This window comes from Dactylosporangium sp. NPDC000244 (assembly GCF_040300725.1).
Classification (GTDB): domain Bacteria; phylum Actinomycetota; class Actinomycetes; order Mycobacteriales; family Micromonosporaceae; genus Dactylosporangium.
In genome coordinates, this window is record NZ_JBEPEH010000006.1 from 257,923 (window position 1) to 278,698 (window position 20,776).

19 protein-coding genes are annotated in these 20,776 nt (G+C 73.5%); 14 read left to right on the forward strand and 5 right to left on the reverse strand.

Going from position 1 to position 20,776, the window contains the following annotated elements:
* The first annotated feature begins 41 nt into the window (after window positions 1-41).
* The 7 genes from ABT369_RS10910 (at window position 42) to ABT369_RS10940 (ending at window position 8,604) form a co-directional block, all read left to right on the forward strand.
* Entirely contained in the window at window positions 42-1,394 is a 1,353-nt protein-coding gene (locus tag ABT369_RS10910) for an LLM class flavin-dependent oxidoreductase (RefSeq protein WP_350611544.1), read from the forward strand.
* Window positions 1,391-2,566, forward strand: coding sequence for an acyl-CoA dehydrogenase family protein (locus ABT369_RS10915; protein WP_350611545.1), 1,176 nt, complete (start codon window positions 1,391-1,393; stop codon window positions 2,564-2,566). Before ABT369_RS10910 ends, ABT369_RS10915 begins: the two co-directional genes overlap by 4 nt.
* 116 nt (window positions 2,567-2,682) lie before the next feature.
* The gene (locus tag ABT369_RS10920; protein ID WP_350611546.1) at window positions 2,683-2,985 is read left to right on the forward strand and encodes an acyl carrier protein; all 303 of its coding nucleotides are present in this window, start codon (window positions 2,683-2,685) and stop codon (window positions 2,983-2,985) included.
* A gap of 43 nt (window positions 2,986-3,028) precedes the next feature.
* Complete coding sequence (locus tag ABT369_RS10925; protein WP_350611547.1) at window positions 3,029-4,588, forward strand: carboxylesterase/lipase family protein; 1,560 nt, start codon at window positions 3,029-3,031, stop codon at window positions 4,586-4,588.
* Between the two features lie 11 nt (window positions 4,589-4,599).
* Window positions 4,600-5,475: a glycosyltransferase family 8 protein gene (locus tag ABT369_RS10930; protein WP_350611548.1), complete on the forward strand. Its 876-nt coding sequence runs from the start codon at window positions 4,600-4,602 to the stop codon at window positions 5,473-5,475.
* A gap of 19 nt (window positions 5,476-5,494) precedes the next feature.
* On the forward strand, window positions 5,495-7,141 hold the full coding sequence (locus tag ABT369_RS10935; RefSeq protein WP_350611549.1) for an AMP-binding protein: 1,647 nt from the start codon (window positions 5,495-5,497) through the stop codon (window positions 7,139-7,141).
* The gene (locus ABT369_RS10940) at window positions 7,138-8,604 is read left to right on the forward strand and encodes an aldehyde dehydrogenase family protein (RefSeq protein WP_350611550.1); all 1,467 of its coding nucleotides are present in this window, start codon (window positions 7,138-7,140) and stop codon (window positions 8,602-8,604) included. The genes ABT369_RS10935 and ABT369_RS10940 overlap by 4 nt, the downstream gene beginning before the upstream one ends.
* On the opposite strand, the gene ABT369_RS10945 is transcribed toward ABT369_RS10940, so the two are convergent.
* Window positions 8,570-9,307 carry an alpha/beta fold hydrolase gene (locus ABT369_RS10945; RefSeq protein WP_350611551.1) on the reverse strand — a complete coding sequence of 246 codons (738 nt, stop codon included), beginning with the start codon at window positions 9,305-9,307 and terminating at the stop codon, window positions 8,570-8,572. The genes ABT369_RS10940 and ABT369_RS10945 overlap by 35 nt on opposite strands.
* Before the next feature lie 420 nt (window positions 9,308-9,727).
* Here ABT369_RS10945 and ABT369_RS10950 point away from each other — a divergent pair, with 420 nt between their 5' ends.
* The 7 genes from ABT369_RS10950 to ABT369_RS10980 all read left to right on the forward strand — a co-directional run bounded on the left by ABT369_RS10950 (window position 9,728) and on the right by ABT369_RS10980 (window position 19,116).
* Window positions 9,728-11,068, forward strand: coding sequence for a LysR family transcriptional regulator (locus ABT369_RS10950; RefSeq protein ID WP_350611552.1), 1,341 nt, complete (start codon window positions 9,728-9,730; stop codon window positions 11,066-11,068).
* A 77-nt stretch (window positions 11,069-11,145) separates the two neighbouring features.
* Window positions 11,146-12,291, forward strand: a complete 1,146-nt coding sequence (locus ABT369_RS10955; protein ID WP_350611553.1) for an LLM class flavin-dependent oxidoreductase — start codon at window positions 11,146-11,148, stop codon at window positions 12,289-12,291.
* On the forward strand, window positions 12,285-13,859 hold the full coding sequence (locus ABT369_RS10960) for a (2,3-dihydroxybenzoyl)adenylate synthase (protein WP_350611554.1): 1,575 nt from the start codon (window positions 12,285-12,287) through the stop codon (window positions 13,857-13,859). Before ABT369_RS10955 ends, ABT369_RS10960 begins: the two co-directional genes overlap by 7 nt.
* 3 nt (window positions 13,860-13,862) lie before the next feature.
* A complete protein-coding gene (locus ABT369_RS10965) occupies window positions 13,863-14,834 on the forward strand; it encodes a ferritin-like domain-containing protein (protein ID WP_350611555.1) in 972 nt (323 codons plus the stop codon).
* Between the two features lie 15 nt (window positions 14,835-14,849).
* Entirely contained in the window at window positions 14,850-15,398 is a 549-nt protein-coding gene (locus tag ABT369_RS10970; RefSeq protein WP_350611556.1) for a TetR/AcrR family transcriptional regulator, read from the forward strand.
* A gap of 87 nt (window positions 15,399-15,485) precedes the next feature.
* The gene (locus ABT369_RS10975) at window positions 15,486-17,303 is read left to right on the forward strand and encodes an ABC transporter ATP-binding protein (protein ID WP_350611557.1); all 1,818 of its coding nucleotides are present in this window, start codon (window positions 15,486-15,488) and stop codon (window positions 17,301-17,303) included.
* Window positions 17,287-19,116 (forward strand): ABC transporter ATP-binding protein, encoded by a 1,830-nt coding sequence (locus tag ABT369_RS10980; protein WP_350611558.1) that lies wholly within the window; start codon window positions 17,287-17,289, stop codon window positions 19,114-19,116. Before ABT369_RS10975 ends, ABT369_RS10980 begins: the two co-directional genes overlap by 17 nt.
* Before the next feature lie 59 nt (window positions 19,117-19,175).
* Here ABT369_RS10980 and ABT369_RS10985 read toward each other — a convergent pair whose 3' ends face one another.
* The 4 genes from ABT369_RS10985 to ABT369_RS11000 form a co-directional block, all read right to left on the reverse strand.
* Entirely contained in the window at window positions 19,176-19,523 is a 348-nt protein-coding gene (locus ABT369_RS10985; protein WP_350611559.1) for a VOC family protein, read from the reverse strand.
* Window positions 19,524-19,766: 243 nt separating this feature from the next.
* Window positions 19,767-20,054 carry a hypothetical protein gene (locus ABT369_RS10990; RefSeq protein WP_350611560.1) on the reverse strand — a complete coding sequence of 96 codons (288 nt, stop codon included), beginning with the start codon at window positions 20,052-20,054 and terminating at the stop codon, window positions 19,767-19,769.
* A gap of 174 nt (window positions 20,055-20,228) precedes the next feature.
* Window positions 20,229-20,411, reverse strand: coding sequence for an FG-GAP repeat protein (locus ABT369_RS10995; protein WP_350611561.1), 183 nt, complete (start codon window positions 20,409-20,411; stop codon window positions 20,229-20,231).
* A gap of 13 nt (window positions 20,412-20,424) precedes the next feature.
* Window positions 20,425-20,769 (reverse strand): hypothetical protein, encoded by a 345-nt coding sequence (locus ABT369_RS11000; RefSeq protein ID WP_350611562.1) that lies wholly within the window; start codon window positions 20,767-20,769, stop codon window positions 20,425-20,427.
* Between the last annotated feature and the right edge of the window lie 7 nt (window positions 20,770-20,776).

Sequence of the window (20,776 nt, forward strand, 5' to 3'; positions counted from 1 at the left end):
GAGTCGGTACCGCCGGCGGACGTGCCGATAGCGTCGGGGACATGCACCTCAACCTGTTCACGGAGTGCACGCCGTCGCCCTCGTTCGAGGGGCTCTGGCGGCATCCGCAGGAACCGGACCCGGCGGTGTACCGCAGCCTCGGGCACTGGATCGCGCTGGCCGCCCGGCTCGAGGAGGCGTGCTTCGACGCGCTGTTCTTCGCCGACGTGCACGGCGTCTACGACGTGTACGAGGGCTCGTGGCAACCCGCGGTGCGCGAGGCGGTGCAGATCCCGTCCATCGACCCGGTCCTGGTCATCCCCGCGCTCGCCGCGGCGACACGGCACCTCGGGTTCGCGGTCACATACTCGACCACGTACCACCCGCCGTACCTCTGCGCCCGCACGTTCTCGACGCTGGATCACCTCACCGGCGGCCGGATCGGGTGGAACGTCGTCACCTCGTACCTGCGCTCGGCCGAGGCGAACGGCATCGGCGAGTTCCTGGCCCACGACGTGCGGTACGACCGCGCCGACGAGTACCTGGCGGCGGTCCGGGCGCTGTGGGAGGACAGCTGGTCCGACCGCGCGGTCGTGGCCGACGTCGCCGGCGGCCGGTACGCCGATCCGGCACTGGTCCGCGAGGCCGGCCACGAAGGCAAGTGGTTCCGGGTGCGCGGCCCGCACCAGTGTGAGCCGTCGCCGCAGCGGACACCGGTGCTCTACCAGGCCGGTGCCTCGGGGCGCGGGATGGCGTTCGCCGCCCGTCACGCCGAGGTGGTCTTCCTGACCGCCGCGGACCGCAAGCGGTGCGCGGAGCAGGTCGCCGAGCTGCGCCGGCTGGTGCGGGAGGCGGGCCGCGACCCGGCGTCGCTCAAGGTGCTGCTCGGCATCCCGGTCATCGTGGCGCCCACCGCCGAGGAGGCGGCCGCCAAGGTGGAGCTGTTCACATCGCTGCACAGCGCGGAGGGGCGGCTCGCGAAGTGGTGCGGCTGGACCGGCGTCGACCTCGGCGGGTATGCGGACGACACCCCGATCGAGAGCATCCGGGTCGAGGGCACCCGCACGCCGCTGGACCTGATCCGGCGCACGAGCCCGGACCGCGACTGGACCGTCGGCGACGTGCGCCGGACGCTGACCCTGCCGCACCGCCCGATGCGCGGCGGCCGCTTCATGCTCGCCGGAACCCCCGAGGAGGTGGCCGCGCACATGACGGCGTGGATCGAGCAGACCGGCATCGACGGCTTCAACCTCATCCCCTGCCCGGCGTCCGCCGGTGCGGTGGACATCTGTGACCTGCTGGTGCCGCAGCTGCAGCGGCAGGGCCTCTTCCGCCGCCGGTACGACCCCGGCGAGCCGACGCTGCGCGAGCGGTACTTCGGCGCCGGCCATCGCGACCACGGGGGCCGGCCGTGACGGAGAACGCGCTCACCCACCTGCCCGGCCTGGCCGCCCTGGCGACCAAGCTGCGCGGCGACGCCGACCGTGCCCAGGCGCTGCCGGCGGAGCTGGTCGCGGAGCTGACCGCGGCCGGCTGCTTCCGGATGGTCACGCCGGTCAGTCACGGCGGCGACGAACTGCCACTGCCGGACGTGATCCGCGTGGTGGCGGCGCTGTCGCGGGCCGACGCGGCGGTGGGCTGGACGGTCGGGCAGGCGGCGCTGGCCCAGGTCGTGTTCGCCTACCTGCCGCCGCCGACGTTCGACACGCTCTACGCCGACGGGCCCGACGTCGTCGGCGCGGGCGCGACGGCGCCGAAGGGCCGCGCGATGCGCGATCCGGAGGGCGGCTGGCGGATCTCGGGGCAGTGGCCGTTCGTGACCGGCTGCGGCCACGCCCGCTGGTTCTTCGGTCAGTGCGCCGTGGTGGGCGACGATCCGGCGGCGACCGGCGGGGCGGACGGGGCCGGGCCGCCGCCGATGCGGCTGGCGGTGCTGCCGATGGACTCGGTCACGGTGGTCGACAGCTGGCACGTGCTGGGGCTTCGCGGCACCGGCAGCAACGACGTCAAGGTGCGCCGGCGGTCGTGCCCGGACGAGTGGACGTGCTCGGTCGTCGGCTCCCGCCCGGCGCTGGACCGGCCGGGGTTCCGGACACCGCTGCTGGAGTACGGCGCCTTCCTGGTGGCCGCGGCCATGGTCGGCATCGCGTGGGGGGCGGTCGACGACGTCGTCGCGCTCGCCGGCGCGGGCAAGCGACCGGCCTTCAGCCCGGCCGCGCTGGCCGACCAGCCACTGTTCCAGGACCGGGCCGGGGAGGCGTACCTGGCCGCGACATCGGCCGAGGCGCTCCTGACGGCCCAGACCGAGGCCGCCTGGGCCCGGGCCGCGCGACCCGGCTCGCCGGCGTCGCTCGTCGAGCGGGCCGCGCTGCGGGGGACCGCCGCGGAGGTGGCCACGCTGGCGCGCCGGGCGGTGGACACGGCCTACCAGCTCGGCGGCGGCTCGTCGATCTACGACTCGTGCGGGTTGCAGCAGCGGATGCGCGACCTGCACACCGCCACCCAGCACGCGGTCGCGTCCCGCCAGCCGTACCAGGTGCTGGGCAGCGCGCTGGTCGATCGGCCCAACCGGTCACTGGCGTACTGAGCCACGCAGGGTTGCATCACCGGGCGCCCTGCTGTCATATCCGCCCACCGCCGGCGCTCGCTAGCCTGACCGAGTGGGACGACATCGACGATCCACAGTGGACAATGGAGGTCACCATGGCTGACGCGCCGGCCACGCCGGACACGGCGGCACACACCGAAGACGGGATCCGCCGGACCGTGCGGGACATGGTCCTGCAACTGGCGCCCGAGCCCGATCCGGCGGCCGATGGCCGAGCCCGGCTCGCCGACGACCTCGGATTTCACTCGCTGGCCCTGGTGGAGCTCGCCTTCGCACTGGAGGACGACTTCGACCTGCCGCTGATCGACGAGCCGGCCGCGCGCAGCATCACCACGATCGACGAGGTCGCCGAGCACGTCATCCGCGTGCTGCGCGAGCGCGGCGACCTGGCGGATTGACCACAATGGACGGCCGGTTCCCCACCTGCGAAGGAGAAGCCTGATGCGATGGTCATGGAAGCGGAGCGCCGCCGCGGTGCTGGCCGCCGGGCTCGTCGGCACGCTCGGCGCGGCCCAGGCCTCGGCCAGCCCCGGCCACGACCCGATAGCGCGCACCTGGGGCGGCTGGGTGCGCGGCGCGGTGGTCGACGGCACGGAGCAGTACCTCGGCATCCCCTTCGCGGCGCCGCCGACCGGAGCGCTGCGCTGGCAGGCGCCCCGCCCGGCCACGCCATGGACCGGTGTCCGCGACGCCACCGCGCTCGGGCCGATCTGCCCGCAGACGCCGGCCGTGCTCAACAGCGGGCTCGGCAGCACCACCGAGGACTGCCTGCGGGTCAACGTGTACCGGCCCGCGAAGCCTCAGCGCCGCCCACTGCCCGTCATCGTCTGGCTGCACGGGCCCTCGGACTCCGGCAGCGGCAACAGCTACCGGCCCGGCCCGCTGGCCGCCGCCGGCGACGCGGTCGTCGTGACCGTCAACTACCGGCTCGGGATCTTCGGCTTCCTGGCCCATCCCGGCCTCTCCGCCGAGGCCGGCGCGGCCGGCTCGGGCAACTACGGGCTGCTGGACCAGCAGGCTGCGCTGCGCTGGACCCAGCGCAACATCGCGGCCTTCGGCGGTGACCCGCGCCGGGTGGCGGTCGCCGGGCAGTCCGACGGCGGTACCGACGTGTGCGCGCACGTCGCGTCGCCGGCCGCGGCGGGGCTCTTCCAGCGTGCGGTCGTGCAGAGCGGGCTGTGCGGCCTGCCGCTGCCGACGCTGGCGCAGAGCGAGCAGCGCGGTGTCGCCCTCGCCCAGTCGGCCGGCTGCACCACGGTCGCGTGCCTGCGCGGCCTGCCCGTCGCCGACGTGCTGCGGCTCGGCACGACCGGGGCCTGGGGCCCGTCGGTCGGCGGCAGCGTGCTACCGCGGCAGATCCCGCAGGCGTTCGCCACGGGTGCGGTACACCGGGTCCCGGTGATCCAGGGCACCACGCACGACGAGGGACGGTTCCTCATCGCCACCGAGCTCGCCGGCCGGCCCCCGCTGACGGCCGAGGACTACCAGCACGAGATCACCGCGCGCTTCGGCGACCGCTCGGCGCAGGTCCTCGCCGAATACCCGGCCCAGGCCTACGACGTGCCGGAGCTGGCGCTGTCGGCGGTGGTCACCGACTCCACGTTCGCCTGCCCGACGCGGGCGCTCAACACGGCACTGAACCGCCATGTGCCGGTGTACGAGTACGAGTTCGACGATCCGGACGCGCCGCTGTTCCTGCCGGTGCCGCACACCTTCCCGCTCGGCGCCTACCACGCGGTCGAGGTGCAGTACCAGTTCGCCTTCCCGATTCCGATGCCGCCGCTGTCGGACGCGCAGCGCGCGCTGGCCGAACGGATGGGCCGCTACTGGCTCGCGTTCGCGGCCACCGGCGACCCGAACACCGCCGGTGCCCCGTCGTGGTCGCGGTTCCGGGGCGCGGACGCCCAGATCCAGTCGCTCGCGCCGGCCGGCCCGGCCCGCGCCGACGACTTCGGCACCGACCACCGGTGCGGGTTCTGGTCCGGACTGCAGGCGGGGTAGGAGAGATCACCATGTCAGGAAGCAGCCCGGAGGCGATCGGCATCGCCTTCGCCATCGACGGCAACTACGTCATCCCGCTCGCCGCGGCGGTCCGCTCCATCGTGGACAACTGCTCGACACCGGAGCGGATCGAGGTGGTGGTGCTGGCCCGCGACGTCGCGCAGCGCGACCGTGACCTGGTCGTGGCGTCGATCGCCGGCACCGGCGCGACGATCGACTTCGTGGACGTCAGCGACGTGGACTACAGCGGCCTGCCACAGATCGGCTACATCACGACGACCATGTTCGCCCGGCTGCTGATCCCGCAGTTCACGCCGCCGCAGTGGCAGCGGGCGATCTACCTCGACGCCGACGTGCTGGCCTTCACCGACATCGCGGAGCTGTGGGAGCAGGACCTCGCCGGCAACCTGGTCGGCGCGGTCGAGGACGACCTGGTGACCGTCGCCGTGCACACCCGGTGGGCCGCGCAGTACGCGGCCGCCGGCAAGCCCGGGCTGGACAAGGCGTTCTTCAACTCCGGGGTGATGCTCATCGACCTGGCCGGGTGGCGACGGGAGCGGATCGGGGAGCGGGCGCTGGACTTCGCCCGTCACGACCCGGCCTCGGTGACGAGCTCCGACCAGGAGGCGCTCAACGTGACGATGGCCGGGCGCTGGCAGGAGCTCGATCCGGCCTGGAACGTGTCGACCCACTACTATCTGCGGCCGCGCAGCCGGCGGCGATTCGCCGAGACGCTGCGCAACGTGAAGCTGCGGCACTTCACCACCCAGTTCAAGCCGTGGCTGCCGGTGCCGCAGGTGCCCGGCGCCGAGGAGTTCTTCACCTACCTGGACCGCACGGCCTGGGCCGGCTGGCGCCCGGCGCCCGAGCCGGTCGCGGCCGGCTGAGCGGGGGAAGAGGCGGGCGATGGATCGCACATTGCTGGCGTGGCTGGACGACCCGGAGCCGCGGCGTGGCATCCGGTTCGCCCGGCGCGGCGAGGAGTGGGAGTTCTGGGGGTACGACCGGCTCGCGCGGCTGGCGTACCGCACCGCGGCGGCCCTCGTCGAGGGCGGCGTCCGCGGCGGCGACGTGATCGTGGTGGTGCGGCGCTCGGGGCCGGGGTTCGTCGGCACGTTCTTCGGGACGCTGCTGGCCGGCGCGACCCCGTGCCCGGCCGCGCCGCCGGTCGCGTTCGGCGATCCGGCCGGCTACCACGCGCACCTGTCCGGCCTGCTCGGCGCCGTACGCCCGGCGCTCGTGCTCACCGAGCCCGACCTCGTGGCGGAGATCGGCGCGATCGCCGCGGCCGCCGGCGGGTGCCCGGTGCGCTCGGCCGACGACCTGCTGTCCGGGGTGGCGGAAGACAGCCGCCCCCCGGGCCGGCGACCGGCCGAGCTGGCGCTCATCCAGTTCACCTCGGGCTCCAGCGGCCGGGCGCGCGGCGTGCGCGTGCCCCGCGCCGCGCTGGAGGCCAACCTGACGGCGATCAGCACGTGGCTGCGGCACACCCCGGACGATCCGACCGCGACCTGGCTGCCGATCCATCACGACATGGGCCTCATCGGGACGTTCCTGACGCCGGTGGTGAACACCGCCGACGTGTGGCAGCTGACGGCGGAGGAGTTCGTGCACCGGCCGCTGCGGTACCTGCGGTGCTTCGGCGAGGGCGGCGCCCGGCTCTCCGCGATGCCGGCGTTCGGGCTGCACCACATCCTGCGCCGGGTGCGCCCCGATGACCTGGCCGGCCTCGACTTCGGCCGGTGGCGTGCGGTGATCGTCGGCGCCGAGCGTATCGACGCCGACGCGCTCGACCGGTTCGCCGCGCTGCTCGGCCCGCACGGCCTCCCGCGGCGGGCGCTGTGCCCGGCGTATGGTCTCGCCGAGGCCACGCTGCTCGTCACCGGCGTCGGGCTGGACGAGCCGTGGCGTGCCGCCGAGGTCGACCCCACCGGGCTGTCCGTCGGCGCGCGTGTCGAGCCCGGCGACACGCGCGTGGTCGGCTGCGGTCCGGCGATCGGCGGCGTCGAGGTGTCCGTGGTCGACGACGAGGGCACCGCCCTGCCCGACGGGCACGTCGGGGAGGTGGTCGTGCGCGGGGCGTCCGTCTCGCCGGGCTACCTCGGCGGCGCCGCGGACACCGGTGCCGCGGCGCTCACCGAGCTGACCGGCGGGGTGCTGTACTCCGGCGACGCCGGGTTCCTGGACCGCGGCCAGCTGTTCGTCCTCGGCCGGCTCGGTGACGCCATCAAGATCCGCGGAAAGGCGTTGTTCGCCGAGGACGTGGAGGCGGTGCTCGCCGGCCACGGGGTGCCCACCCACCGGTTCGCGGTGGCGCTGGGGTTCCACGACGGCGCACCGACCGCGGTGGTGGTCGCGGAGGAGGCGCCGGGCGGCCCGCTCACCGCCGCCGTCGGCGCGGTGCGCGGCCGGCTGGGAGACGCCCGGCTGGTCGTCATCCGGGTGCCTCGGGGCACCATTCCGCGCACGTCGAGCGGCAAGCCGCGGCGGCGCCGGCTCTGGTCGGCGTTCGCGGACGGTTCGCTCGCGCCGATGTCAGGAGCAACGACATGACCATGACTTCGGTACCGTTGCAGGTGCTGCCGGAACCGGCGTTGCTCATCGGCGCGCAGCGGCGCACCGACTCCAGCGGCGGCGAATACGATCACGTCTACGCGGCTACCGGGCGCCGGACGGTGACCGTACCCGTCGGCGGCCCGAGCGAGATCGACGAGGCCGTCCGCGCGGCGGCCGCCGCGGCCCCCGGCTGGCGTGCCACCGCGCCGGATCGCCGCCGCGACCTGTTGCTCGAGCTCGCCCGCCGCATCGTCGATCATGCGGAACGGCTCGGCATGCTGCAGACTGTGGAGACCGCCGTGCCCCGGCGGTTCGCCACGCGGCTGCCGCAGGTCGCCGCGGACTTCCTCACGTACTGCGCGGGCTGGGCGGACAAGGACGCCGGCGAGGTCGTGCGTACGTGGCCGGCGCCGGCGCTGGACTACACGCTCGACGAGCCGTACGGCGTCGTGGCCGTCATCGTGCCGTGGAACGCCCCGCTGCCCTCGATCGCTCAGGTGCTCGCACCGGCGCTGGCCGCCGGCAACACCGTCGTGCTCAAACCGCCGCCACTGGCTCCGTTCACCGCGCTCGCCGTCGCCGAGCTGGCCCTCGACGCGGGGATCCCGCCCGGCGTCGTCAACGCGGTCGCCACTGGGCCGGAGGGCGGCGCCGCGCTGGTCGGGCACGCCGGCGTCGACAAGATCCACTTCACCGGGAGCGCCGCGACCGGGCAGCGGGTGCTCGGCGCCGCGGCGGCCAACTTGACGCCGGTCTGTCTCGAGCTGGGCGGCAAGTCGGCCCATGTGATCTTCGCCGACGCGGACCTGCGGATGGCCGCGCGCCAGGTGCTCGCGGGACTGGTCGTCAACAGCGGGCAGATGTGCGTGAGCGGCACCCGGGTGCTGGTCCAGGCCGCGGCGTACGACGAGGTGCTGGCGACGCTCACGAAGCGGCTGCGCCACGTGTCCGTCGGCGATCCGTTGCTGGACGCGACGCTGATGGGTCCGGTCATCAGCGAGGAGGCGTGCCGGCGGATCCTCGGCGTGGTCGAGCGGACCGTCACCGCCGGCGAGGCCCGGCTGGTCACCGGGGGCGAGCGGCTCGGCGGTGAGCTGGGGGAGGGGTACTTCCTGCCGCCGACGGTGCTCGCGGACATCGACCACGGCAGCGACCTGGTGCAGCAGGAGGTGTTCGGGCCGGTGCTGTCGCTGCACCGCTTCGACACGGAGCAGGACGGGTTGCGGCTGGCCAACGCGACCCGCTACGGGCTGGCGGCCTACGTGCACACCACCGACCTGCGCCGCGCGCACCGCGTCGCGGCCGGGCTGGTGGCCGGGACGGTGTGGGTCAACGGCTTCCCGGGGGTCGGCCCCGCGGTGCCGTTCGGCGGAACGCGGCACAGCGGCTTCGGGCGGGTCGGCGGGCGTGCGGGGATGCGCGAGTTCAGCCGGCCGAAGAATGTCTGGGTGAGCCTGTGAGGCACCGCGCCGACAGGTAGCCTCGGATGTGCCGGGCCACGGTCTCGGCCTGCGTGGCGTGTGCGTCGTGCCGCAGCGACGTGTCGAGCACGAGCGTCGCGTGCGGCAACGCGGAGGCCAGACCCTCGGCCCGGCCGAACGACAGGCCCGGGTCGTCCGCGCCGGACAGGACGAGCGTCGGCACGGTGACCGCGCCGAGCGGCAGGTCACCGGTCGCGACGAACTCCTCGAACAGGGTGATGAAGCGGGCCGGGCCGAGCCGGTCGATGATGCGGTCCAGCAACTCGTCGACGGCGGCGGGGTCGGTCTCCCGGCGCCGGTCGAGCGCGCGCCCGCGTTCGCGGATCACCGCCTCGAAGTGCTGGCGGCACAGCGTGAACAGGTCCCAGGTGACGCCCCAGTCCGGCGGCCGGTACAGCGGAGCGATGAGCACCGCCGCGGCGGCGTCGGTACCGCCGGCCAGCACGTCCAGCACGGCATTGGCGCCCAGCGAATGCCCGATCAGCACGTCGTAGGGGGTGCCGAGCGCGCGCAGCCGCCGGCGCAGCCACGCCCCGGCCGTCCCGTCGCGCCGCCAGCGGACGTCGGCGCCCGCTCGCCACGGCAGCTCGAGCGTGATCGCTTCGCCCTCGAGGGCGGCCGTCAACGGCGCCCAGCTGTCCGGGGTGTCGTCGAGACCATGGACCAACACGAACACCGTCACGGTGCCATACAAACCAGCGCGTGCCATCGGGGCCAGACCGCGCGCGGAGATCGGCATAGCGGAGCGTTTCCCGGAATACCCGCGCCCGCGCTGGTTATGCATTCCACCGGCTCTGCACCGTTCACCCGGCCTTGAGCTATGCATCCTTGATCTCCGGCGGCCACCGGAACGGCGGACTCATGCCATGCCCGAAAGTCCATCGATCGGTATAGTTCAGGCCGGGCTCGTCGTCGACCTGGCGCAGGGCTCGACCGGTTGGAAATCCGGGCGCTGAACTCGGCAAACGTCGCTCTCGGTGACGTCGGACGCGGACCCTCGTGCACGACTGTTCCTACACATTACGTCTGCCGCCGTGTATACATCCGACGGCTTCGTACCCATCACGTTCGTCATCCTGAACCGTGCGACGGGGAGGTCACCTTGGTCGAGGAGCTACCGAGCCGGCAGGATTTCCTCCTGCTGCAGGGCGTCGTGGAGACAGGGAGTATCCAGGGAGCGGCACGGCTCGTCGGGATGACGCAGGCGGCCGCGCTGCGGCGGCTGGAACGGCTGGAACGACGCGTCGGGGTGCACCTCGCCGAGGTCGAGCACGGGCGGGCCGGGCTCACTCGCGCGGGCTGGGCGGTGCTCGCCGCCGGGGCGCGGCTGCTGCACTCGCTGGAGTCGGTGTTGCAGCGCGTCACCGAGGAGGTCGGCACCAGCCGGGCGGCGCTGCTGCCGACGCTGCGGCTGGCCGCATTCGGCAGCGATCTGAGCGAACTGGCCGACCGGCTGGCGTTACAGGTCCCCGGCATGCTGCTCAACGCCGTGGCGGCGGAGCCCGGCGAGGCGATGGAGCAGTTCGAGCGGCGCCAGGTCGACGCCGTGTACCTGTGGCTCGGCGACGACGCCATCCCGAACTGCGACCGCCCGCTGGCCCGCCACGACTTGCTGGACGAGCCGCTGTGGGTCGCGCTGCCCGCCGGGCACCAGTGTGCCAACCAGTCCACTGTGGACATCGCGGACCTCGCCGGCGACCAGTGGATCGTCGGCGACACCGACGAGTCGACGGCGCTGCTGCGCCGAGCGACCGCGGACCGGTTCGCTCCGAAGATCACCTTTGTCGCGCACACGCCCGCCGAGCGCCGCAGCCTGCTCGGGCTCGGCCACGGTGTGACGCTGTCCTCACCGCTCATCGTGCTGCCGACGGTCAACCCCGGCTTCGTACTGCGCCCGTTACGCAACCCCCCGCGCCGCCGGCACGTGCTGGTCATCGACGGGGCGGTCATCGCCGAACAGCTCGTCGAGGCGCTGCGTGCCTGCCTGATGCGGCTGTACAAGGAGCGGGCCGAGCAGCGCAACCCGGAGTACCGCTACTGTGCGCAGTTCCCGCCCCAGGCGGCACACCCCGCTGCGGCCCTCCCGCCGCCCGAGGACGTCATCGCCCGGCTGCTCGTCGCCGGGCCGGCGCTGCCTCCGCCGAACGCCGAAGGGGCACTGGAGCCCGAGGATCTCCACCTGCTGCACGTCGTCAGCGAGTGCGGCAGCCTCAACCGGGCCGCGCCGCAGTTACTCATCACCCAGCCGGCCCTGACCCGGCGGATCGGCCGCCTCGAGTGCCGGCTCGGCATGAACCTGCTCGAGCGCACCCACCGCGGCACGGCGCTCACGGCCAAGGCGCACAGGCTGCTCGACGGCGTCCGCGAGGCGGAGACCGCCTACCGCTCGGTGGCGCACCGTCTGCGGCACGGTGGGTCCGGACGCCTGGGCGTCGCGAGCTGAGGCATAACCGGCCGGGTCATGCCGATGCCGGTGGTGACCCTAGGCCGGACCGGACACCCTTGGTGACAATCGTCGATGTGGAACGCGACGCATCGAATCGGCAACCGGCCACGCCGCTGCGGCTGCACTGGTTTCTCCCCACGCACAGCGACGGGCGTGAGATCGCCCGCGACGCGGCCCGGCGCCAGCCCCGCCGGGAACCCGACATCGGGTACCTGGCCCAGGTCGCCATGGCCGCGGACCGGCTCGGCTTCACCGGCGTGCTCACCCCGGCCGGCCTGTTCTGCGAGGACCCGTGGCTGGTGTCGGCCGCGCTCGCGGCACAGACGCGGCACCTGAAGTTCATGGTGGCACTGCGGCCCGGCCTGGTCGCCCCCACGCTGGTGGCCCAGATGGCGGCGACCTACCAGCGGCTGTCCGGCAACCGGCTGCAGCTCAACATCGTCACCGGCGGTGACGCCGACGAGCAGCACCGCTACGGCGACTGGCTGGGCCACGACGAGCGCTACGCCCGGGCCGACGAGTTCCTCTCGGTCGTGCGGGGCGCCCTGCGCGGCGAGCCGTACGACTTCCACGGCGAGTACTACCGGGTGACGGGCGCGACCGTCACCCGCCCGCCCGCCGAGCCGCCCGAGGTGTTCCTGGGCGGCTCGTCGGCGCCGGCGAAGTCCGTTGCGGCCCGGCAGGCCGACGTCTACCTGTGCTGGGGCGAGCCCCCGAAGGCGATGGCGGAGCACGCGGCCGAGGCCCGCACCCTGGCCGCCGCGCACGGCCGGCACATCAGCATCGGTACCCGCTTCCAGGTCATCACGCGCGACACCGCCGCCGAAGCGTGGCAGGTGGCCGAGCGGCTCCTGGACGGGATGGATCCGCAGCGTATCGAGCAGGCCCGGCGCCGCTTCTCCCGCAGCGAGTCCGAGGGGCAGCGACGGATGGCGGCGCTGCACGGCTGGCGGTCGGACGGGCTGGAGGTCTACCCGAACCTGTGGGCCGGCTACGGGCTGCTGCGGCCGGGCGCCGGCATCGCGCTCGTGGGCAGCCACGACGAGGTAGCCGACCGGCTCGCCGAGTACCACGCCCTCGGCGTCGATCACATCATCCTGTCCGGCCAGCCGCACATCGAGGAGGCGTACTGGTTCGGCGAGGGCGTGCTGCCGCGGCTGCGCGAACGCGGGCTGCTGGACGGACCGACCCGTGCGCACGAGGAGGCACTGGCATGCTGAGCGGCTGCACGCCCTGGCCGGACGAGACGGCGGGACGGTACCGGCGGCTGGGCTACTGGAGCGGCGAGGTGCTCGGCGACCTGACCCGCGACGTCGCCCGCCTCGACGGCGAGCGGATCGCGGTGGTCGACGGTGCCGGGCGGCACACGTACGCGGACGTGGACCGGCGCGCCGACCGGCTGGCCGCCGGCCTGCACGGGCTCGGCCTGCGACCCGGGGACCGCGCCGTGGTACAGCTGCCCAACCAGGTCGAGTTCGTGACCACCTGCCTGGCGCTGTTCCGGCTCGGTGTGATCCCCGTGCTGGCGCTGCCCGCGCACCGGGGCCGCGAGATCGGGTACCTGTGCCGGCACACCGGCGCGGCCCTGTACATCACCCGGGAGCGCTACCAGGGCTTCGACCACCGGGAACTGGCCCGCCAGGTGGCGGACGAGGTCGCGCACGTCCTCGTCGCCGGCGATCCCGGGCCGTTCCGGTCCCTGGCCGGCGTCGATGCCGACCCGCTGCCGCTGGACCGGCCGGCCAGCTCCGAGGTGGCGTTCTTCCTGCTCTCCGGCGGCACGAGCGGGGTACCGAAGCTCATCCCGCGCACCCACGACGACTATGCGTGCCAGCTGCGCCGCACCGCGGAGGCGGTCGGGTTCGGGCCCGGCGACGTCTACCTGGCGGCGCTGCCCGCGGCGCACAACGCCGCGCTCGGCTGCCCCGGCGTCCTCGGCACGCTGCGCGCCGGCGGAACCGTGGTGATGGCCGGCACGCCGGCTCCCGACGAGGTGTTCGCGCTCATCGCCCGCGAGCGGGCCACGCTGACCACGGTCATGCCGCCGATCGTCGGGTTGTGGCTGGACCTCGCCGGCCCGCTCGGCGCCGACCTGTCCAGGATGACCTTGCAGGTCGGTGGCGCCCGGCTCAGCCCGGACACGGCCCGCCGGGTGCGTGGCGAGCTCGGCAGCCCGCTGACCCACTGGTTCGGCATGGCGGAGGGCCCGCTGTTCCACACCCGCCTGGACGACCCGGACGAGGTCGCCGCCACCACGCAGGGCTGGCCGCTGCACCCCGACGACGAGGTGCGGGTCGTCGACGTCGACGGCCGCGACGTGGCGCGCGGCGACGAGGGCGAGCTGCTCGTGCGGGGGCCGTGCACCATCCGCGGGTACTACCGCGGCAGTGGCGACTCGTTCACCCCGGACGGCTTCCTGCGCACCGGCGACCTGGTCCGGCTCACCGCGGAGGACCGGCTGGTGGTCACCGGCCGGCGCACCGAGGTGGTCAACCGCGGCGGGGAGAAGGTGCCGGCCGGCGAACTGGAGGACCAGCTGCTCGGCCACCCCGACGTGCGGGAGGCCGCGGTGGCGGCGCTGCCCGACCCGGTGCTCGGCGAGAAGACCTGCGCGTTCGTGGTCGCCGGCGGCCCGGTCAGCCCGGAGGCGCTGATCGGGTACCTGCGCGGCTGCGGGCTCGCCGAGTTCAAGCTGCCCGACCGGGTGGTCTTCCGCCCGGTGCTGCCGCGGACACCGATCGGCAAGATCGACAAGCGGGCGCTGGTCGCCTCGTTGGGAGCTGACTGACCGATGACGCACTTCGCCGTCACCACACCGGTCGATGCGGTCCTCACCTGGGACTACGACTCGACGAGTCCGCGCCTGCGGTCGCTGTACGAACGGGCCAAGCACGGCCAGTGGAACGCCACCACCGACCTGGACTGGTCGACGCCGGTCGAGTTCGGCGCGCGCCTGCCGGAGGACTCCGGCTTCGCCATGGAGTCGTTCCGCTCCTCACCGCTGGCCCGCCGTGGCCCCGGTGCCTGGGACGCGTTCCGCTGGGAGCTGCAGTCGTGGATGGTCAGCCAGTTCCTGCACGGCGAACAGGGTGCGCTGGTGGTGGCCGGCCGGCTGGTGCAGGTGCTGCCGGACCTCGACAGCAAGTTCTACGCGGCCAGCCAGGTGGTCGACGAGGCGCGGCACGTCGAGGCGTTCTCCCGGTATCTGCGGGAGAAGGTGCCGCACCCGTACGCGATCGCCGGCTCCCTGCGCCAGCTGCTGTCCGATGTGCTGTCCGACAACCGGTGGGACGTGACGGCGCTCGGGATGCAGATCATGGTCGAGGCCCTCGCGATGGCGGCGTTCCGGCTGGCCAACTCGACCTTCCACGACGACCTGATCCGGGAGATCACCCGGCTCGTGGCGCGGGACGAGGCGCGGCACGTGTCCTTCGGAGTGCTCTCGCTGGAGGGCCTCTACTCCGAGCTGACCACCGCGGAGCGGGGGGACCGCGAGGAGCTCGTCCTGGAGTCGGCGGCCCTGATCCGGCGGCGGTTCCTGCTGGAGGACATCTGGGAACGCCTCGACGTCGACCGTGCCGAAGGGATGGCCTATGCGGCGGCCGACCCGCTCATGGTGGCGTACCGGCAGGCCATCTTCACCAAGGTGGTCAGCGCGCTGGGCAAGATCGGCCTGCTCACCACCCGGGTCCGTGACGGCCTCGCGGCGCTGGACCTGATCGGGTTCGCCAGCGACCGCAGCCTGCACGGTGCCTTCCGGTAGGAATCGCTCGCGACCATGCCCGACCGCAACCGGACGCGGGTGTCCCGGCGGCTCATCATCGCCACGGCGCAGGCCATCGCGGAGAAGCAGGGCGTCGACGCGGTGACCATGCGCCGGGTCGCGGAGTGGCTGCGCATCACACCGATGGCGCTGTACCGGCACATCGCGGACAAGGAAGACCTGCTGCGCGCCCTGCTCGACCGCTCGCATGCCGACATGCCGCCGCCCGGCCCGCACGTCGACCCGCGCGTCCGGCTGCTGGCGCTGGTCCGCTGGCACCACGCCAGCCTGGCCCGCCATCCGTGGGCGATTCCCCTGGCCGCGACCGGCGAGCTCTTCCCGCAGGTGGGCGTCTGCTCGCTGTACAACTTCGACCGCGCCTTCCGCGAGAGCGGCCTGGATCACCGGGAGGCGGCGCAGAGCCTGCGTGTGCTGTGGCGGTTCCTCATCGGAGACCTCACCCAGCGCGCACGCCGGCCGCGCGCCGTCGACCGCGCGCAGGAGTCCTTCGAGGAGGATCTCGGCCGGATCATCGACGCGCTGCTGCGCCGGCCGGGTCGGTGAAATTGTCGTACCCCCGTGGTTTGCTGAACCCACCGGAACGGAGGCTCGGCGACGGAGGCAGGGCACGACAGGCGACAGGAGGCAGCGGTGATCCGCCGATTGCGTGAACGTCAGGAGTGGAAGTTCTTCGGCGTGCTGCATCACGCGGACCGCCCGCTCGCGGCCGCCTGGTGGGCGGTACTGGTGCTGCGCGGCCTGCTGCCCGCCGCGTTCGCGGTCGCCATGGGCCTGCTCGTCGGCGCGGTGCAGCAGGGCCGTCCGCTCGCCGGGCCGCTGGCCTTCGCCGGTGTCGTGTTCGTCGCGCTGCAGGTCCTGGCGCCGGTGCACAAGGCGATCGGCGCGAACCTCGGCGACCGGACGGCGGCGTGGCTGTACGACCGGCTCACCGAGGCCGCGGCCGGCCCGCCCGGGATGGGCCACCTCGAGGACGGCGAGCTGAGCAAGGACATGACCGTCGCGCGGGAGTTCGACGCCGGCATGACCGGCCCGCCGCTGTCCGCGTCCGTGGACTTCATCGCCGGTGGGCTCGTGACCCTGCTGAGCGGCCTGGCGTCGGCGGTGGTGCTGGCCGGCTACGCATGGTGGGCGCCGCTGCTGCTCGGCGGCGCCTGGCTGGCCACGCACTGGCTGCTCCGCGAGAGCGGCGTGTGGAAGGATCGCAACACCGACGAGGTCCGCTCGGCCCAGCAGGAGGCCGACTACGCCTACCAGCTCGCCGTCAACGCGCCGGCGGCCAAGGAGATCCGGCTGTTCGGCCTGGTCGACTGGGTCATCGAGCGGTTCGTGGAGCGGCGGGTGCGGCTGCACCGGTTGCAGTACGAGGCGACCCGGATGCGCGAGCGGTCCCTCGCGGTGAGCGTCGTGGTGACCGTCGCGGCCAACGTGCTGGTGTTCTGGTCGCTGATCGACGCGGTGCTCGGCGGCCGGCTGAGCCTCGGCGGCCTGGTGACGTTCGCCCAGGCGGCGCTCGGCGCCTCGATGATCGCGTTCGGCGGGCTCAACTGGGCCCTCGACGGCGCCGCCGCGCCGGTGGCCGCGGTGCTGCGGCTCGGCCCCCGGACCGGACCCGCCGGCGCCCTGCCCGCCGGTGACGTTCCCGCCGACGGGAAGCCGGCGAAGGAGATCCGCTTCCGCTCGGTGCACTTCGCGTATCCGGGCACCGCCGCGCAGGACGTGCTGCGGGACTTCGATCTCACCATTCCGGCCGGGACATCGCTGGCGATCGTCGGGCGCAACGGGGCCGGCAAGACGACGCTGGCCAAGCTGCTGTGCCGGCTCTACGACCCCACCTCGGGCTCGATCGAGATCGACGGCGTCGACCTGCGCGACCTCGACCTCACCGCGTGGCGCACCCGGGTCACGGCCGTGTTCCAGGACTTCATCCGCTTCGAGCTGCCATTGCGCGACAACGTCGCCCCGACCGGCGCGCCGGACGAGGTGATCCGCGCGGCGCTGGAGGCCGCCGGGGCCGGGGACCTCGCCGGGTTGGACACCGTGCTCTCCAAGGGATACCCCGGCGGCACCGACGTCTCCGGCGGCCAGTGGCAACGCATCGCACTCGCGCGGGCGCTGTGCGCGGTCCGGCTCGGTGCGGGCGTCGTCCTGCTCGACGAGCCCACGGCGCAGCTGGACGTGCGGGGCGAGGCGGAGATCTTCGAACGGGTCCTGGAGCAGACCAGGCATTGCACGACCATCCTGGTGTCGCACCGCTTTTCGACCGTGCGCAAGGCCGACCGCATCTGCGTGCTGGAGGAGGGCCGGGTCGTCGAGCTGGGCACGCACGACGAGCTCATCGCCCTGGCGGGCCGGTATCGCACCATGTTCGACCGGCAGGCGCAGCGCTTCGCCGCCGACCGGCCGCAGGACGACGACGAGGAGGTGGCCACCGATGACGTCCTCGCGTGAGGCCTCGCCGTCCGCCGCGGCCGACGAGGCCGAGCCGCTGCCGCCGGCGCTGGTGTCGATGTGGCGGCTGTGCAAGCTCGGCTACCGCTACGAGCCCAGGCTCATGGGCGTCGCTCTCGCGCTGGCGCTGCTGGCGGCGGTGCCGGAGGCGCTGCTCGCGCTGTGGCTGAAACTGCTCGCGGACGGGCTGGCCGAGCACGACAACGCCCTCGTCTACGGGGCCGGCGCGGGACTGGCCGTCTCCGGTGCCGGCACGTGGCTGCTGAGCGCGGTGGCGGCCCGCCAGCACCGGCGGTTCCGCGACAAGGTGACGATCGCGCTGGAGTCGCACGTGTCCCGCCTCCAGGCGTCCATCGTGACCGTCGCCCACCACGAACGCCCCGAATATCTCGACCGGCTGTCGGTCCTGCGCGATCAGGTCTTCGTGCTCGACCACATGTACATGTCGGTCTTCTCCACGCTCGGCTGGATCCTGCGCCTCGCCGTCACCATCGCGCTGCTGGCCTCGATCAGCCCGGCGCTCGTGCTGCTGGCCCTGTTCGCGGTGCCGACGGTGCTGACCTCGGCGTGGCGCCCGGCGGTCGAGCGGGCGGTGCAGGAGCGTGAGGCCGCGTCGCTGCGCCTGGCCCGGCACCTGTTCGGCCTCGCCACCACCGCGCCGCCCGGCAAGGAGGTGCGGGTCACCGGCATCGCGGATCGGCTCGTGGCCCGGCGCCGGGAGGCATGGGAGCGTTGGTACGCGCCGATGGCGTCGGCGCGCCGGGGATCGGCCGTGTGGCACGCCGCCGCCTGGGCGGTCTTCGGGGCCGGCTACGTCGCCGCGGTCGTCTACGTCTCCTCGGTGCTGTCCGCGTCCCCCGGAGACGTGCTGCTGGTGCTGGCCGCGGGCGCGCAGCTGTCGGCGTACGTCGGCGCGACGGTCGGTGAGATCGGATTCCTGCGCGGCATCTGGATGGACGGCTCGCGACGGCTGGCGTGGCTGGAGGACTACGCGGCGGCGTTCGCGGAGCGGGCCGATGTGCCGGTGCCCGACGCGCTGACCGGCGGCATCACGCTCGACCGGGTGTCGTTCGCCTACCCCGGCAGCGGCTCGAAGCTGGTGCTGCAGGACGTCGACCTGACGCTGCCGGCCGGTGCGGTCGTCGCGATCGTCGGCGAGAACGGCGCCGGCAAGAGCACGCTCGTCAAACTGCTGGCGAAGCTGTACGAGCCGACCGCCGGCCGCGTGCTGGTCGACGGCACCGACCTGGCCGCGATGCCCGCGGACGAGTGGCGGCGCCGGCTGGCGGGCGCGTTCCAGGACTTCTACCGCTTCGAGCTGCGCGCCCAGCGCACGGTCGGCCTCGGCGACCTGCCGCGCCTCGACGAGGAGCCCGCCGTCGGGTCGGCGGTCGGCCGCGCGGGAGCCGACGACGTGGTCGCGCAGCTGTCCTCCGGCCTGCGCACGCAGCTCGGACCGGCGTGGCCCGGCGGCGTGGAGGTCTCCTTCGGCCAGTGGCAGAAGCTCGCCCTCGCCCGCGGCTTCATGCGCGACGAACCCCTGCTGCTGGTGCTCGACGAGCCGACCGCCGCGCTGGACGCGGAGACCGAGCACGCCCTGTTCGAGCGGTATGCGGCCGGCGCGCGCCGCGACACCGCCAACGGCCGGATCGTGATCCTCGTGTCGCACCGGTTCAGCACGGTGCGGATGGCCGATCTGATCATCGTGCTCGACGGTGCCCGCGTGGCCGAGGTCGGCGCCCACGAGGAGCTGATGGCCCGCGGCGGGCAGTATGCGGAGCTGTACCGCATCCAGGCGGCCGCCTACCGGTAGCGCGGACGCCTCCGGCGTGCGGGCCGGGCGTCACGCCCCCGAGCGCGCCGATCCCCGGATCACGCGTGCTGCGTGACGTTGATGACCGTGCCGTTCGGGTCGCGGACGAAGAAGCGCCGCAGGCCCCACTCCTCGTCGGTCAGGGGGTAGACGATCTCGGCACCGGCGGCGACGGCCCGATCGTGCACCGCGTCGACGTCGTCGACCTCGATGGAGACGTCGGGGTGGACGCCGGCCTTGATGTCGAGGTTCATGACGCCGAGCTGCACCTCACGCCGGTCCGTGCCGAAGAACAGGATCCAGTCGAGGCCGCCCTGCTCCTGCAGCCCGACGACGTCGCGGTAGAACGCCCGGCTGCCCTCGAGATCGTCGGAGCGGATATTGGGCTTGATCCATTGCACACCCATTGCTGGAGTCTACGGCCGGCGAGGCGCCCCCGCAGGTCATCGGCGTCACGCCCCCCAGGTGTGCGCGTGTTCGGCTGGTGGGGCCGTGGTCGTGGTAGGGCGGCTACGGCAACAACGGATACGGCAACAGCTACCAATGGCTGGTGCGATTGGTGACGAGCCACCACATCGGGGGGCGCCGCGGGCGGGGTTGCCGCCCGCGACGCATCGCCGGCCGTTGTCGGGATCGGGCCGATCCGGCGCTCAGAGCTGGCCCGATGTTCCCGTCGACCAGACCGCCTGGCTTCCGGCGGTGTAGATGACGAGGTTGCCGTCCGGCTGCATCAGCACCCCGTATCGGCCGTCGGCGGAGAGCGTGTACCGGCCGCCCGACATGGTTGCCGGCGCGGTCAGCGCGACCGGGCCGATGTAGCCGTCCCCGGCGAACGCGCCGGGATTGACGGTGGCCGCCGCGGCAGGCAAGGCGGTGCCCGCGACAAAGGCCGACGCGGCGGCCGCCGCGATGAGGAGATGCCGGCGGAGTCTCTTCACGGTCGGTGGTCCTTCCTGTCGGCCAGGCCGGCGGCGCACAACAGGAAGACGATTCGCAGTCGCATGGAAGGCCGTCCTGGGGGTTCCGGTCCGCCGCGTTCGGGCGGCATGCGCCCAAGGTAGGAATCGGACCGGAACCCCGGCATCGGTGTCAGCACGTACTTCCCTGATACGTCAGATGCCCGACGGTCTGTCTCTCACATGACGCTGTCGCCGGTGAGGTTGCCGTTCGGTTCCGGTGTAGAGCTTCGTGATGCCGGCGGCGTCGACGCCCGCGATGTCGGTCTTGCCGTCGCCGTTGAAGTCGCCGGCGGTGATGGCGTGGAATCCGTTCCACAGCCCGCCGGCGGGCCACATGAGCGTGCCGCCGTTACCACAGGATGCCCCGGATCGAGCCCACCACCCCGGCGTGCTGTGCCCGGTCCAGCAGCCGGGCGTAGTTCCCGCCGGTCGGCAGGAACGTCGTGATCCGCTTCTGGGCCGCCGCGTTCGACTGCCCGTTGACCAGGAACACGTCTCCCGCGACCAGGTCGGCCCAGCCGGCCTGCAGCACCGGCGCACCGCTGCCCAGCGTGTAGAGCGACATGGCGTAGCTCTGCAGGCCCGCCGGGATCGCCCCGGCCAACGCGAAGGCCGCGCCCACACCGAAGACCGCCGCGGTGGTGCTGGAGATGACGGTGCCGTCCTGCTCACGGGACAGCACGTCGAGATCCACGACGTGC